17 protein-coding genes are annotated in these 14,777 nt (G+C 62.7%); 11 read left to right on the forward strand and 6 right to left on the reverse strand.

The genetic code is table 11. From position 1 onward, the window contains the following. Positions 1–4: 4 nt before the first annotated feature. The 4 genes from JCM7686_RS07450 to JCM7686_RS07465 form a co-directional block, all read right to left on the reverse strand. Positions 5–427, reverse strand: a complete 423-nt coding sequence (locus JCM7686_RS07450; protein ID WP_020950239.1) for a TIGR01244 family sulfur transferase — start codon at positions 425–427, stop codon at positions 5–7. 79 nt (positions 428–506) lie between these two features. Continuing rightward, on the reverse strand, positions 507–1,373 hold the full coding sequence (locus JCM7686_RS07455) for an MBL fold metallo-hydrolase (RefSeq protein WP_020950240.1): 867 nt from the start codon (positions 1,371–1,373) through the stop codon (positions 507–509). Between the two features lie 96 nt (positions 1,374–1,469). Next, positions 1,470–2,147: a phosphoglycolate phosphatase gene (gene gph / locus JCM7686_RS07460; protein ID WP_041527206.1), complete on the reverse strand. Its 678-nt coding sequence runs from the start codon at positions 2,145–2,147 to the stop codon at positions 1,470–1,472. Beyond that, positions 2,144–2,698, reverse strand: a complete 555-nt coding sequence (locus JCM7686_RS07465; RefSeq protein ID WP_020950242.1) for a thioredoxin family protein — start codon at positions 2,696–2,698, stop codon at positions 2,144–2,146. The genes gph and JCM7686_RS07465 overlap by 4 nt, the downstream gene beginning before the upstream one ends. Before the next feature lie 258 nt (positions 2,699–2,956). On the opposite strand from JCM7686_RS07465, the gene JCM7686_RS07470 reads away from it, so the two are divergent. Further along, positions 2,957–3,394 (forward strand): EamA family transporter, encoded by a 438-nt coding sequence (locus tag JCM7686_RS07470; protein ID WP_020950243.1) that lies wholly within the window; start codon positions 2,957–2,959, stop codon positions 3,392–3,394. A gap of 241 nt (positions 3,395–3,635) precedes the next feature. On the opposite strand, the gene JCM7686_RS07475 is transcribed toward JCM7686_RS07470, so the two are convergent. Next, positions 3,636–4,043 carry an ArsR/SmtB family transcription factor gene (locus JCM7686_RS07475; RefSeq protein WP_020950244.1) on the reverse strand — a complete coding sequence of 136 codons (408 nt, stop codon included), beginning with the start codon at positions 4,041–4,043 and terminating at the stop codon, positions 3,636–3,638. Between the two features lie 85 nt (positions 4,044–4,128). Between JCM7686_RS07475 and JCM7686_RS07480 the strand changes: the two genes are divergently transcribed. Further along, complete coding sequence (locus tag JCM7686_RS07480; protein WP_041527207.1) at positions 4,129–5,322, forward strand: MFS transporter; 1,194 nt, start codon at positions 4,129–4,131, stop codon at positions 5,320–5,322. Positions 5,323–5,385: 63 nt separating this feature from the next. Here JCM7686_RS07480 and JCM7686_RS24670 read toward each other — a convergent pair whose 3' ends face one another. Next, entirely contained in the window at positions 5,386–5,553 is a 168-nt protein-coding gene (locus tag JCM7686_RS24670) for a hypothetical protein (RefSeq protein ID WP_020950246.1), read from the reverse strand. Between the two features lie 592 nt (positions 5,554–6,145). On the opposite strand from JCM7686_RS24670, the gene JCM7686_RS07485 reads away from it, so the two are divergent. From JCM7686_RS07485 to JCM7686_RS07525, 9 genes are all read left to right on the forward strand, one after another. Then, complete coding sequence (locus JCM7686_RS07485; RefSeq protein ID WP_020950247.1) at positions 6,146–8,359, forward strand: TonB-dependent siderophore receptor; 2,214 nt, start codon at positions 6,146–6,148, stop codon at positions 8,357–8,359. Between the two features lie 186 nt (positions 8,360–8,545). Beyond that, the gene (locus tag JCM7686_RS07490) at positions 8,546–9,781 is read left to right on the forward strand and encodes a PepSY-associated TM helix domain-containing protein (RefSeq protein WP_020950248.1); all 1,236 of its coding nucleotides are present in this window, start codon (positions 8,546–8,548) and stop codon (positions 9,779–9,781) included. Continuing rightward, the gene (locus JCM7686_RS07495; protein WP_020950249.1) at positions 9,778–10,326 is read left to right on the forward strand and encodes a hypothetical protein; all 549 of its coding nucleotides are present in this window, start codon (positions 9,778–9,780) and stop codon (positions 10,324–10,326) included. Before JCM7686_RS07490 ends, JCM7686_RS07495 begins: the two co-directional genes overlap by 4 nt. Further along, the gene (locus tag JCM7686_RS07500; protein WP_020950250.1) at positions 10,323–10,643 is read left to right on the forward strand and encodes a hypothetical protein; all 321 of its coding nucleotides are present in this window, start codon (positions 10,323–10,325) and stop codon (positions 10,641–10,643) included. Before JCM7686_RS07495 ends, JCM7686_RS07500 begins: the two co-directional genes overlap by 4 nt. Beyond that, positions 10,640–11,221, forward strand: a complete 582-nt coding sequence (locus JCM7686_RS07505) for a DUF6162 family protein (RefSeq protein WP_020950251.1) — start codon at positions 10,640–10,642, stop codon at positions 11,219–11,221. The genes JCM7686_RS07500 and JCM7686_RS07505 overlap by 4 nt, the downstream gene beginning before the upstream one ends. Beyond that, on the forward strand, positions 11,218–12,162 hold the full coding sequence (locus JCM7686_RS07510; RefSeq protein WP_020950252.1) for a metal ABC transporter solute-binding protein, Zn/Mn family: 945 nt from the start codon (positions 11,218–11,220) through the stop codon (positions 12,160–12,162). The genes JCM7686_RS07505 and JCM7686_RS07510 overlap by 4 nt, the downstream gene beginning before the upstream one ends. Beyond that, positions 12,159–12,890 carry a metal ABC transporter ATP-binding protein gene (locus JCM7686_RS07515; protein WP_020950253.1) on the forward strand — a complete coding sequence of 244 codons (732 nt, stop codon included), beginning with the start codon at positions 12,159–12,161 and terminating at the stop codon, positions 12,888–12,890. The genes JCM7686_RS07510 and JCM7686_RS07515 overlap by 4 nt, the downstream gene beginning before the upstream one ends. Further along, positions 12,887–13,786, forward strand: coding sequence for a metal ABC transporter permease (locus tag JCM7686_RS07520; protein WP_020950254.1), 900 nt, complete (start codon positions 12,887–12,889; stop codon positions 13,784–13,786). The genes JCM7686_RS07515 and JCM7686_RS07520 overlap by 4 nt, the downstream gene beginning before the upstream one ends. Next, on the forward strand, positions 13,783–14,682 hold the full coding sequence (locus tag JCM7686_RS07525) for a metal ABC transporter solute-binding protein, Zn/Mn family (protein ID WP_020950255.1): 900 nt from the start codon (positions 13,783–13,785) through the stop codon (positions 14,680–14,682). The genes JCM7686_RS07520 and JCM7686_RS07525 overlap by 4 nt, the downstream gene beginning before the upstream one ends. Positions 14,683–14,777: the final 95 nt, after the last annotated feature.

Here is a 14,777-nt window from a genome sequence, read left to right on the forward strand (position 1 = left end):
TCGCCTAGCCCCGCGCGAGCGAGGCGATCAATGGCGCCACCCCCGAAAGGTCATAGCCCGCCTTGGTCGCGGTGGCGAGAATCTCATCCAAAGGCAGATCGCGAGCCGAGGCCAAGGCCCAGAGCACGGTCGAGCGGTTGCCCGAGCGACAATAGGCGGCCTTCGGCCCCTCAGCTGCCAGCGCCGCCGCATAGGCCGAAACCATATCGGGCGTGATCGTGCCGGGCTGGAAGGGGATGAAGTGATATTCAAGTCCCGCCGCCTCGGCAGCCGCTTTCATCGCCTCGTTGTCCAAATCCGTGCCGATTTCCTCATCGGGGCGGTTGTTGATCAGGACGCGAAACCCCGCTTGGGCAAGGACGGCCACATCCTCGATGTCGATCTGGGGCGAAACGGCGAGATCGGGGGTGAGTTGGCGCAGGTCCATCGGGGTCTCCATCATGCAGCGGCCGAAAGCGATGGCGAGACGGTTCAACCTCTGAGGGGTGACTGTCAAGCCAGGATGTTCAAAGCTTGTTCAAGGGCACCTTGAGATAGCTGTTCCCGTCCTCTTCCGGGGGCGGCATATGGCCCGCGCGCATATTGATCTGCAGGGACGGGATGATCAGGCGTGGCGCGCCGAGCGTGGCATCGCGGGCCTCGCGCAGCTTGACGAAATCTTCCTGCGCGCGACCGCCACCGATATGGATATTGCCCGCACGCTCTGCCGCGACTGTGGTCTCCCAGCGGAACTCCTTGCGGCCCTCGGGCAGGTAATCATGACCGACGAAGATCCGGGTCTCATTGGGCAGAGCGAGGATCTTCTGGATCGAGCCGAACAGCAGATCAGCCGAGCCTCCGGGGAAATCACAGCGCGCGGTGCCATAATCGGGCATGAAAAGCGTGTCGCCCACGAAAGCGGCATCGCCGATGACATAGGTCAGGCAGGCCGGCGTATGGCCGGGCGTATGCAGGACCCGCCCCTCAAGCGCGCCGATCTCGAAGGTATCGCCCTCGGCAAACAGCCGGTCGAACTGGCTGCCGTCGCGCTGGAACTCCGAGCCCTCGTTGAAGATCTTGCCGAAGGTGTCCTGCACCACGGTGATGCGCTCACCGATGCCGATCTTGCCACCCAGCCGCTCTTGTAGATAGGGCGCGGCGGACAGGTGATCGGCATGGACATGGGTTTCGAGCACCCAATCGGTGATCCAGCCGTGCTCCTTGACGAAAGCCACGATCGCATCGGCGCTGCGCGTGTCGGTATGCCCCGAGGCATAGTCGAAATCGAGCACGGAATCGACGATCGCGACATGCGTGCTTGCAGGATCGCGCACGATATAGCTGACCGTATTGGTTGCCGGATCGAAGAACGCATGAACTTCGGGCTGGGCCATCTCCGCCACCTTTTTGTTCCGTTGAGACGGTTACGACTTAAGGATAGGGCCGGGAAGCTTCAACCGCAACTTTCGCGGCGGACCCGGCCCAAGGAGTTAATCACGCAGTTTCTCAACAAGCGACGGTAGATTTTTAAAATCACTGAAACTTGTGTGATGCGTCATCTCTTCGACAGGCAGGTGGCGATAGCCTTCGGTGAAGAGAAAAAACGGCACGCCCGCAGCAAGGGCCGCGCTTGCGTCATATTCGCTGTCCCCGATATAGATCCCATCAGGCCGCAAGGGATCCGCACCAAGCGCTGCAAGTGCGGCTTGGACCGGGGCAGGGTCGGGCTTTTTCACCGGCAGGGAATCGCCCCCGATGACCACCCGGAAAAAGCCATCGAGCCCGGTCTTGCGCAAAACCGCACGGGCAGGCTCGAGCGGCTTGTTGGTGCAGATCGCCAAGGCATGACCGCGCGTGGCAAGGGTTTCCAGAGCCTCGGTCACGCCGGGATAAAGCGCGCTCAACCCGGTTGCCGCCTCGTAGCGGGTCAGGAAGGCCGCGACATAGCGGGCATGATCTTCGGGAGAAAGCCCTTTGGCCGCGATGATCTTGCGCCAGAGCACCTCGACACCGCCACCGATAAAGCCGTGGACCTCGGCCAGCGTAAGCGCGGGCAGGCCATTCTCGGCCAGAACCTCATTCACCGCGGCGCGGATATCGGGCGCGCTGTCGATCAAGGTGCCGTCAAGGTCAAAGACAAGCGGGCAGGGATGCAGGCAGGTGTTCATGTCGTCTTCCATTTGATCGAGCAGCCCATCGACGGGATCTGATCCCTTGGGCCATGCCCGGTTTCGGCGATCTCTTTCATCGCCTCGAAGAGCTCGCGTCGCGCCGTTTCTGGCCCGGGCTTGCGTCCCGAGGCATCGAGCCGCCCGCGATATTGTAGCTTTCCCTCGGCATTGTAGCCAAAGAAATCGGGCGTACATTCTGCGGAATAATCGCGTGCAACGGATTGATCCTCATCGTAAAGATAAGGAAAAGTGAAGTGATGTCTCAAGGCTTCTTCGGCCATATGCGCGGGGCTGTCCTCGGGATAGCTGGCCACGTCATTCGACGAGATCGCCACCACGCCAATGCCCAAGGTTTGCAGCTCGCGCGCATCGCGCACGATCCGGTCGATCACGGCCTGAACATAGGGGCAGTGATTGCAGATGAACATCACAAGCGTGCCTTTGGCGCCGCGCAGATCCTCGAGCCGGTGAAGGCGGCCCCTTGGGTCCGGCAGCGCGAAATCGCGGATCGGCGCGCCGAAGTCGCAAACCGGAGTGCTGACAGCCATGGGTTATCCTTTGCCAAAGAGCGTGCGGTCACAAGCGGATGCGCGCAACTTCGCGCCGGAGCCCGGGAAACACAACCGACCGGTTGCAGTTGCGGCGCAGAAAGCTGCTTGGACGTCGAAAGCGTTTTCGCTGTGACGTGAATTCGCGGCCGAATCCATCTCAGTCGAATGAGGCGTGAGATTGGGGAGTTGCTCTAGACGGCGCGCGGCGCGAACATAGCGAACGTGTCGCATGCAAGCGGCAGGAATGAGGGCTTTATGAAATCTCTGATCGACAGCTGGCAATTCTGGGCGGTGCTCTCGGCCATTGCCGCCGCATCCACCGCGATCTTCGCCAAAATCGGGATCGCCAATATCGGCTCGGATTTTGCGACCATGGTCCGCACCGTGGTGGTGCTGGTGGCGCTCGTCCTCATCGTGGTCGTCACCGGCCAATGGCAACCGCTAAGCTCGGTCGCGCCGCGCACCTATCTTTTCCTGATCCTGTCCGGGCTTGGCACCGGCGCATCCTGGCTGTGCTATTTCCGCGCGCTGAAGATCGGAGAAGCCTCGCGCGTCGCTCCAATCGACAAGCTCAGCGTGGTCTTCGTGGCCATCCTCGCGGCATTGTTTCTGGGCGAGCGTCTGGCTTGGATCAATTGGCTGGGGGTCATGATGATCGCGGCAGGTGCGATCCTGGTCAGTCTCAAGCTGTAGGCTTTCGGATTTTTATGACATAATACGGATTACCATTATTCCATTTCATACGAGCCCGGCACTCTCTCTCGAGTTGGAATGACGCATGGTTTCGAGGTTCTGGTCGGGTTTCTCGTGCTGAGAAAGGCTTGCCGCATTCGAGATTCAGGCGCCTCGGCAGTATGAAAGCCGAGATGAATCTCCCGAAATATTTAGCAAATCATTGATTTTTTAAGGTAAAAATAGACCCGCAGAGCCCAAATCAGCCCAAGGCATCCTCGGAGCGCGCCGCTGGCAGGCTAGCCAGAACCGCGTCCAGAAGCCCGGGAAAGCGGCAATCGAGGTCGGCGCGGCGCAGGCTGAGCACGCGTCCCCGACCTTTCGGCTGATTTCGGATCACGCCCGCTTCGCGCAGGACCTTCATCAGATGCGATTTCGTCGATTTCGCAACGGATGGATCCTGCAAATGGCACCGCGCCATATCGATCGGCCCCGCCGCAAGCTGACGCAGGATGTCGAGGCGTGCCGGGTCGCTCAAGGCGAAAAGCACCTGCGACAAGACCAGTTCGTCACGGCTGGGATGCGGCAAATCCTCGACGATTGGCGCATCAGCGGCCAAGGCGGCTGTGGCGGTCGAGGGGTTGAGGCGGTCAGAAATCTCGGTGCTCATGGTTCGAATATACTTGAACCATCATGGCAAGGGTAGTAGCTGAATGGTTCGAAAAAAGTCGAACTCACCTTCAGCCGAGGACGCGATGCTGATCAATCCCCCCTACAGCGCCCGTCACTGGACCGGCTTTTCCATCGTTCTGGCTGGGCTGATGCTGATGATGGCAAGCGCAAGTGCGCCCTCGCCGTTTTACCCGGCTCTGCAGCAGGATATCGGCTTTTCCGACCTGGCGATGACCGGGATCTTTGCTGTTTATACGTTGTTCCTGCTGGCGGTCTTGCTGACGGCCGGCTCTAGTTCGGATCATCTTGGCCGCAGGCCGGTCCTGTCTGTCGGCTTCGCGCTGCTTGCGGCCGCATTGGTGCTTTTCGAAGAGGCCACGACCGTCGAGGGGCTGCTCTTTGCGCGGGCGTTGCAGGGCGTGGCCTGCGCTTTGCTGCTCTCGACCCTTTCGGCGACGCTGGTTGATCTGGAACCACCGTCGCGCCCCGGTCTGGCCGCGATTGCGAACTCGGTGATCCCTTTGGCCGGGCTTGCGCTTGGCGCTTTGGTCTCGGGATTTGTCATGGGGATCGCAGTCGCGCCGAAGCTTGATATTTTCGGAGGGCTCGCGCTTTTGTGCGTGGTTCTGACGGTGGCAGTCTGGGCGCTTCCCGAAACCTCGCCGCGCCACGAGGGTTTTCTGGCCGCCTTGCGCCCTCGGCTTGGGCTGCCCGAGCAAGCCCGCGCGGCCTTCTGGCGCGCCGCGCCCGCGATCATTGCCGGTTGGGCCACGGGCGGGCTTTATCTGTCGCTCGGTGCGCCGATCATGGCGCGGGTGTTCGGGCTGCACAGCACCTTCATTCAGGCCTTTGTCGTGACGCTTTTGGCCGGAACCGGCGCCCTCGCCTGCTTTTTCGCCCGCGCTTATAACCCGCGTCAGATCACTTTGGCGGGAACTGCGGCTTTGGCCTTCGGCATTCTGCTGACGCTGGTCGGCATGGGCCTCGTTTCGCTGCCGCTTTATCTTGTCGCGCTTGGCGTCGCGGGTATGGGCTTTGGCACCTGCTTTTATGGCTCGTTGCGCACTTTGATCCCGCTGAGCGCGCCTGATGAGCGTGGCGAGCTCTTCGCCTCGCTTCTGACGCTGAGCTATCTTGCCTTTGGCGCGCCGACGCTGCTCGCGGGGCTGCTGCTTCCGGTGCTGGGGCTGACGGTCACGGCGACAGGCTATGGTCTGCTGATCGTGCTGCTGGCGGCGGCGGCCTATGTCGCGCGCAAGGTCTCGGGGCAGAGCTGACGCGCCCTGCCCGCTTTCACGAGTCCGGCCGCGCTGCGCGGCCCGGATGCGTTCTCGGGTCGATCAGCTAAAGAGCCAATAGCTGCCGGTCATCAGTGCGGCCATGCCTGCAAAGAAGATGACCCAGTTCCGCGCCACTTCCTTGCCGGTGATCACATGATGCGGCACCCCGCCAGAGGCGGTCGTTTGCGCGGAGGTTGTGCCGTTCGGCTGTGCTTTGCCATCGCTCATGGTCGAATTCCTTTTTCCCAAGATTGCTTCTGGCAGCCGAGGCGCGCAGTGACAAGATGGAGCTGTCGCCCAAGCGGCAAAAGCGGCGAAGGACCGCAGCTCGTCCCGCCCCTGCCCGCGGCTATGCCCCATGCGGTCGATTTTTTGGGGTCCTAGGACCTCAAAAATCGCTCATGTAACAATCTGCAAAGAAAAATCCGGTCTGGCCCGCTTCGCAAGCAACCAAATCGCCGGTAGCGGCGTTGTCCATTTGTGTCAGAGGTAAAGCGGTTTACTGCAAGGTCGTGACGAGTTGATGTTCCCGTGATCCGGCAAGGACTTCCTGCCGGATCACCGGCATATCCTTGCAGCTAACTGCGGCTCAACCGACTGCGGTGGCCCGAGGTCAGAAACCGGCAACCCGGTCACCCAAGTTTCATTCCTGTCCAAAAGATCACCTCAAAGTTGCAAAAAAGCAACGCTAACCGCCTGACTGCACGGTTTCGTGAGCCCGGCGCAGGGAGGCGCTTGATCTCGTGGCCGCTCGCGCCTTAGCGCAGGCACGTAGCCAGCATGTCGCAAGCAATCCACCTCTTTCAGACAGGATTGTGACATGAGGATGACCCCCCTCTCTCTTCCCGCAGTGATGCGGTTGACGACAGCATTCGGCTCGGGGCTGCTGGTCATGGCGGTTGCAGCCGGTGCGCAGGACGCCAGCGATCAGACGATCGACAATGCCGTGACGCTGGATACGGTTGTCCTCACCGCCGCCCCCGCGACCACAACCGAAGACAGCGGAAGCTGGACGACGGAATGGATGCGCTCGGCGACCGGGCTGGTGCTCAGCCAGAAAGAAACCCCGCAATCGACCAGCGCGATCACCGCTGAGCAGATGAAAGACCGCAGCATCACCACCATTTCGGATGTGATGACGGCGGCAACCGGGATCACGGTTCAGGCGCTGGAAAGCGACCGGATCAGCTATTTCTCGCGTGGGTTCCGCGTCGATGCCTATCAATATGACGGCGTGCCGGTCCCAAGCTCGGGCGCCTCGGAATTTGGCCGCAACAATGCTGATATGGTGCTTTATGACCATGTCGAATTCGTGCGCGGCGCGACTGGCCTCATGCAAGGCGCGGGCGAGCCCGGCGCCTCGATCAACTTCATCCGCAAACGCCCGACCGAAGAGTTCCGCAGCGAAGCCGCCTTGTCCTTTGCTCATCCCAAAGGCGGCCGGATCGAGGGCGACATCTCTGGCGCGCTCAATGAAAACGGCACGGTGCGCGGCCGTTTGGTCGGCGCTTACGACAATCGCGACGGCTCGATCGACGGCTATAACAAGAAGAAATACGTCGTTTACGGCGCTTTGGATGTCGATCTGACCGACAATACGACCCTGAGCGCCGGCCTCACCTATCAAAAGACCAAAGCTACAGGCTCGACCTGGGGTGGGCTTGTTCCCTTCTATTCCGATGGGACGCTGATCGACTGGCCCAAAGGCGCGTCGAACGGCGCCGATTGGACCTATGCCGACACCAAGCGGACCGAAGCTTTCCTGTCGCTCGAACATATCTTCGACAACGGCTGGACCGGCCGCGTGGTCTATACCCATGTCAACAACGACTCGGACACGGCGGTTCTGTGGATCTCGGGGATCTGGGATCCGGTGACGGGCACGGTCGCGCGCCCCGATCGCGTAACTGGCGAGGGGCTTGAGGGCTATGGGCGACGCTTTTACGGCGGCAACAAGCAAGACAATCTCAACGCCATCCTGAACGGCGACTTCCAAGCCTTCGGACGCGACCACCATTTCGTGGTCGGGGCGATGGCCTCCTCTGGCAAGGGGGACTATTACGGCAACCCGCCCGGGCCGGACTTCCCGATCAATATCAACAATATGAATGGCCATTACCCGGCGCCGCCCGCGTCGAACGCCGTTGATTTCGCCTCGATCAGCAAAACCAAGGAATATGCGATCTATGGCACGACGCGTCTGAGCATCACCGATCAATTCGCGATCCTGGCGGGTTCGCGGATCAGCTGGTGGGATGGCGAGGAAGGCTCGGGCGGTACACCCACCGCCAAGTATAAAATTTCGGCCAAGGCGACGCCCTATCTCGGCTTCACCTATGACATCAACCCGACCTACACCGCTTATGGCAGCATCGCGAGCATCTACAAACCCACGCTCGAGCGCGATGTGAACAAGCAATATCTCAAGCCGACCGATGGTTGGAACTATGAGCTGGGCGTCAAAGCCGGGTTCCTGGACGACCGGCTGCTCGCGTCTGCGGCGATCTTCCAGACCAATCAGAAGAACGTGCCGAATTACGTCGACTGGATCGCCGAGGAAAACCGCGCAGTCTATGAGAGCATTGATGGCACCAAGACCCGGGGCTTCGAGCTTGAGGCTGCGGGTGCGATCAATGACCGTTGGAATGTCTCGGGCGGCTATACCTACCGCAGCTCGAAAGACAACAACGGCATTAAACGCTATGTCGACCAATCGGCGCATACACTGAAGCTCGCGACCGATTACCGCGTGGCGAACATCCTTGACGACAAGCTGACCCTTGGCGGTGCCGTCCGCTGGCAGAGCGCGACCGACAGCATGGTCTTCACGCAAACCTCGGGCCCCAATGTCCATCAGGGCTCTTATTCGGTTTGGGATCTGAATGCTGCTTACGACATCAATGACAAAGCGGAAGTCATCTTGTCGGTGAACAACCTCTTCGACAAGAAATACTACGCGACGACGGGCTTTTACAGCACCGTGGTCTATGGCGACCAACGCAGCGCCGAGATCACGCTGCGCGCAAAGTTCTGATGACCAGAAAGGCCCGCAGACACTCTGCGGGCCTTTTGCACCCGCACCTGCAGGACGCCGGGGCGCAGGATTTCAGCCGTCTCTATGCGCGAATATCTTGAGTAAAACACTATGATCAGCGTATTCCGACTTTTCCTGTCGGGAATTTTCTGCAATAGAAACCGGAACCTTTTCAGGAAGATGCCCATGTCACAGACAGCGCCTGCTCATCCTTCCGCTGCCAAACCCGCCAAACGCAAGAAGAGCGGCATGGCGCGGCTGTGGCTTTTGCTGCATGGCTGGCTGGCTTTGCCGATCTGGGCCTATGTCTTCTTCATCTGCGTGACCGGCACGATTGCGACGGTCAGCCACGAGATCCAATGGCTGCTCAACACCGAGGTCCGCGCCTCGCGGCCCTCTGGTGCCGAGGAGCGTCTGGGCGCGGATGCTTTGGCCCAAGCGGTGCTGGCGCAGAACCCCGGCGCGCAGCTCCAAAGCATTACCTGGCCGGTCGAGCGTCATTTCGCCCCCACCGTCCGCATCGGCGATCCAAGCGGCGAGGCGCGCACGCTTTACGTCAACCCCTATGACGGCCATGTCCAGGGCGAGCAGCCGACCGTCGATTTCCGCTACTTCACCCGCGCGCTGCATGGCTGGCTTTTCGCACCATGGACGAGCGGTTATTCTTGGGGCTGGTATGCGGTCTCGATCCTTGGCCTGCCGATGCTCGGCTCGCTAATTACCGGGATTCTCGTTTACAAGAAATTCTGGCGCGCCTATTTCAAGCCGCGCCTGCGCTTTGGCAAAGGCGCGCGGACCTTCTGGGGTGATTTTCACCGCCTTGCTGGGATCTGGTCGATCCCCTTCATCGCGATCATCGGTATCACCGCGACATGGTTCCTGATCGAGGCGATCTTGTCGGATTCGGGCGTCACGCTCTCGACGGCTGGCATCCCAACGGTGCTTGAGCGCAATCTCGTGCCCGATGTTGCGCTGAGAAGCGAGCTGCCGCCGCTGAGCCTTGATGCGACCATCGCCGCCGCCGAAGCCGCCAATCCGGGCCTGCGTGTCGACAGCATCTTTCTGCCCTCGAACGCCTTTTCCCCGATCGAGCTTTTCGGGCGCGGCGCTATTCCACTGTTCTATGAAAGTGCTGCGGTCAATCCTTATAACATCGAGGTCGTCAAGACCCGCGGCATGGCCGATCAAACGGCGGTCGAGCTGATCACCGCCTCGATGTATCCGCTGCATTTCGGCGATTTCATGGGGGTCTGGCTCAAGGTGCTCTACTTCCTCTTCGGCCTGATGCTCTCGATGATGGTGCTCTCGGGGATGCTGATCTGGACCAAGCGCACCGTCGGCAAGACCAAGGATATCGTCAAGGAACGCCGCGCGCCCCGTCTGGACCCGAATGCCACCCCGGTCATGGAGCCCGGCGAATGAGCGCGGGCGTCGCAAGGGGCAATGCCACCACCCGCCTCGGCCGGATCTGGCAGGATTGGCGCTTTCATCTCGGTGCGCTGATCGTCGTCGTGCCGGTTGCGTTTTTCCCGTCCTTCTTCAACCTCGCCATGATGGGCAGCGGCAAGGCGGGCTTGGGCGCGCGCGAACCGAGCGTGGTCGAGGTCGGACCCTTCCCGCTGCGCATCGCCGAATTCAACACCGACGCCCCGATTGCGCAGGGCGTGGCGGGCGACCGCAAGGTCTTTGGCGTGGCGCTTTGCACGGGCTGCGAGGACCGCATCCGCGCCGTCTATCTGCGCGTGGGTAAACCGCGCTCGGTCCGGGCGGCGGGGGCGATGTTCAGCGGCGCGCCCGCGCGTCTGATGGGCGATGTGCAAATCCCCGGCAGCGCGAAACTCGACGACGGGCTTTGGCTGACGGTCGAGGAATGGGACGGCTCTGTCCATATGGGCGGGATCTCGTTTGAGACCGCATCACCGGCGACGGCCAAATGGCTCGCCCGCAAAGAGGGAGGCCAGAAATGACCAACCGCATCCTGATCGCCACGGCTGTCCTTGCGCTTTCCGCGCTGCCTGCTGCCGCGCATTACCCCTTTTGCACCTGCGCGGCCAAAGCGGGCGAAATCATCTGCGAGGGCGGCTTTTCGGACGGCACCAGCGCAGAAGGCGTCAAGCTCGACGTGATTTCCTATGAGGAGGACGTGCTGGTTCCGGCGAAGTTCGACGCAAGCTCGAAGGTCAGCTTCCAAAAGCCCGAGGGCGAGTTTTACGTCCTCTTTGACGCGGGCCCCGGCCATATCGTCGAGGTCGATTATCAGGATATCGAGGGCCTCGCGCCTTGAACCCTGTTGATGTGACGACCCCGGTGCTTGCCCCGACCCAGAGCGCCGTTCTGCCCTCATCGGGGCGGCGCGAAAGCCTTGCCGTTCTGGCCTTGGTGGTGGCGATCCTTGCGGGATCGGCGGGCGTGATCGCGCTTCATCGGCAGGACAGCGACATCGTGGCCTTGCCCGAATGGCAGATTGATCTGCGCAGCGGGCTGAATGCGGCCGAGCAGGGCATCACCGCCGATCTTCTGACCGCCGCGCCGGAAATCCCCTTCCTGCCCGACAGCCGTGTCGAGACGCTTGCCGCCGAAGGCCTGCCGCCATTCACCACCGACGCCGCCTCGGCGGTGCGTGGCGGCCATCTCTGGCAAAAGATCGAGGCGGCGGATCGCCAAGCCTGGCTTGGGCTGCCCGCGCAAACCGATCTGGCGCGGCCGATGCTGCTGCGTCTTGAAGGCGATGCTCCGACCGTCTGGATCGCCGCAAGCCCCGCCGCGACGGGCGATCTGAGCGATGCCTCGCTGATCGCCTCGGGCTGGCAGATGGTCGCAACCCGCTATGATGCCAGCGTCACTCGGAGGGATGTGCATTGAGCCTGACACGACGCGGCCTGCTTGGCGCGGGGCTGGTCCTGCCCCTCTCGTCCCTGCCCTTTGCCCGCGACGCGCGAGCGGCTGGCTCCCAGCCGATCCGCATCGGCGTGACGCTGCACCCCTATTACTCATGGGTTGCCAATATCGCGGGCGAGGCCGGGGCCCCAGTCCCGCTGGTCCCCGTGGGCTTCAACCCCCATGCCTATGAACCGCGCGCCGAGGACATTCGCCGCATTGGCGCGCTGGATGCGGTGGTGGTGAACGGGATCGGCCATGACGATTTCGCGGGCCGGATGATCGCGGCTTCGGGGCGGCCCGATGTCCCGGTGATCGAGGCCAATCGTAACGTGCCGCTGCTGCCCGCCGTCGGCGCTTTCGCGCGCGGCTTGGGCAATACGATCGACGGGCGCGTGGTCAATTCGCATAGTTTCATCTCGATTGCCGGGGCGATTTCGCAGGTGCAGACCATCGCGACCGATCTGGGCGCGCTCTACAGCGATCATGCCGCGAGTTTTGCCGAAAACGCCCGGGCCTATAACCGCCGCCTGCGCCAGCTCCGCGCCGAGGCTCTGGCGCAGGTCGTCCAAGCCCCCTCGCCCGAGTTCAAGGTCGCGACCATTCACGGCGCTTACGACTACCTCTTGCGCGAATTCGGCCTCGAGGCCAGCGCGGTGGTCGAGCCCGCCCATGGCATCGAGCCCTCGCCCTCGCAGCTGGCCCAGACGATCAAGAAGATCCGGGGCATGAATGTCTCGGTGATTTTCTCGGAATCGAACTTCCCCTCGGCCTATGTCGAAACCATCGAGCGCGAAACCGGCGTCACCATGTATCCGCTCTCGCACATCATCCACGGCGAATATACCGCCGAGAAATTCGAGGTCGAAATGGCGCAAAACCTCGCCACCATCACCCGCGCCATCCGCGAGGCGGGTCAGGCATGAGCGCGACCCTTGCGCTCCCACGCGGGCCGGGCATCCGCTTCGAAGGTCTTGGCCTGACGCTCGGCCGCACCCGCGCGCTGGAGAGCGTCGATCTGACGATCACGCCGGGCACGATCCATGCGATCGTCGGCCCGAATGGCGGCGGGAAATCCTCGCTCATCCGCTGTCTTCTGGGCCAAATGCCCTTTCGCGGCACGATCACGCTCGATTGGCCGGGCGCGCCGGGCCGTATCGCCTATGTGCCGCAAACCCTGCAATTCGACGCGGGCCTGCCGATGACGGTGCTCGATTTTCTGAATGCGCTCGACAGCCCGCGCCCGGCCTTCCTGCGCCCCAAGGCCGCGACCCGCGCGCGGCTTTTGTCCCAGCTCGAGCGCGTCGGCATGGCGGGCAAGGCGGATCGGCGCATGGGCGCTTTGTCGGGGGGCGAGCGTCAGCGCGTCTTGATGGCCCAAGCCCTTGATCCCGCGCCGGATCTGCTGATCCTCGACGAGCCAATGGCTGCTCTCGACGAGGCCGGAGCCGCGCTTTTCGAGCGCCTCCTGACCGATCTGCGCGGCCAAGGCGTCACCATTCTCTGGATCGAACATGATCTCGATGCCGTGCGCCGCATTGCCTGCCGCGTGACCGCGCTGGCCCGCAAGGTCCGCTTTGACGGCCCCCCCGCGCGCGAACTGACGCCCGAACGCGCGCTTGACCTTTTCTCGCATCGAGGCCTTGCCGCATGACATTCGAGGCTTTTCGCCAATGGGTCCAGTCCTTGGCTGAGGCGGGCTGGCTGCCGGCCGCGCTGGGTTGGGGTTTTGCCGTCAATGCGCTGCTGGCCGGGCTGATCGTCGGGCCGATGCTCGGCTCTCTGGGCACGTTGGTCGTCGTCCGCCGCCACGCCTTTTTCGCCGAGGCCGTCGGCCATGCGGCGCTGACCGGCGTCGCGCTTGGCATTCTGGCGGGCGAGCCCTACACCAGCCCCTATGGCGCGCTTTTCGGTTATTGCCTGATCTTCGCGGTCGGGCTCGAATTTCTACGGGGCCGCACCGGGCTGTCTGCGGATACGCTGATCGGGGTGTTTTTGTCGATGTCGCTCGCGCTCGGGGCGTCGATCCTGCTGATCCTTGCCGGGCGGATCAATGTCCATATCCTTGAAAACGTGCTTTTCGGCTCGATCCTGACCGTGAATGGCACCGATCTTGCGGTGCTGGCCGTGGTGGGGGCGCTGGTCACGGGCGTCACCGCCTGGCTTTACAACCGCTTCATGGTCGCGAGCTTTCATCCCGCCTTGGCGCTGGTGCGCGGGGTCCGGGTTCGCACGCTTGATTATCTCTTCGTCATGCTGGTGACGCTGGTCACGGTTGCCTCGCTGAAAATCGTGGGGGCGGTGCTGGTCGGCGCGCTGCTGGTCATTCCGGCGGCGGCGGCGCGCACGGTTGCGCGCGGCATTCGCGGCTTTTGGTGGACCTCGGTCGGGATCGCCACTTTCTCGACCATCACGGGGATCTTGCTGCCGATGCAATATGATCTGCCGGTGCCCTCCGGCGCCGCGATCATCCTTGTCGCGGGCAGTTGCTTCCTGATCTGCGCGGCCCTGCGCGCTTTGGTCCCCGCCCTGAAAGGAGATTTCGCATGAAATGGCTCTTTGGCCTTGCCGTTTTGCTGGCACCTGCCGCCCATGCTGAAACCCTGCTCACCGCCCATCCCGCCGCCGAGGCCTTGGCGCGTCGTCTGACCGAGGGCACGGGGATTGAGGTCGTCGCGGTCCAGCCCGATAAGCTGCCCCCCTCGCGCGTGGCCTCTTATCTCGCGGGACGGGGGCACGCCGGTTTGGACGAGGCGGCTTTGGGGGCCGATGCAGTCCTGACCTTCCGTTCCTTCTGGGCCGAGGATCCGCTTTACCCCGCCGCGCGCCGCGCCAATATCCGCATCGTGGAAATCGACGCGGCCCAGCCCTTGGACGAGCGCATGCCCGGCATGGCCGTCCTTGATCCGGCAGCGACCGAGGCCCCGCTTTATGCCGCCTTGGGGCTAGAGCCGATGCCGCCCGAGGGCGAGGAAACCGCGCCCTGGCTCTCGCCCTCGCGTCTGGGCGAGATGGCCGAGGTTGTGACCGGCGATCTCTCGCGGCTCGCGCCCACGGATGCGGATCAGCTGGGGCAAAACCTTGCGGGCCTCAAGCGCGAGCTTTTGGAGATCAAGGCCCATGCCGATCAAGCTTTGGCGCAGCGCGACAATGTCGATGTCGTGGCGCTCTCGCCGCAATTTGGCTATTTCGCCGCCGATCTCGGGCTCGATCTACGCGCCCGCCTGATCGCCGCGCCCGATGAATGGACCGAGGCGCGGGCGGATAAACTTGCCGCTTGGCTCGCACGGGAGGGCATCACCACGGTTCTGACCGCGCGCGCCCTGCCCGCTTCCCTGAGCGACAGGCTGGCACGTCAGCAGGTTCAGGTTCTGCTGCTCGACAGCACCGATTCCGGGGATCCGGCGGCGCTGATTGCCCGCAATATCGCGACATTCGCGAAGTGAGCGACCCCGGGCGCGGGCGCTGAAGGGCGCCTCTGCGTGCGGGCATCGCCATGGGCTATTAGGCGGAGCATCTGGCGAAATCTGGTGACGTGGCG

Origin of the sequence: Paracoccus aminophilus JCM 7686 (genome assembly GCF_000444995.1) — a bacterium.
Taxonomy (GTDB): Bacteria; Pseudomonadota; Alphaproteobacteria; order Rhodobacterales; family Rhodobacteraceae; genus Paracoccus; species Paracoccus aminophilus.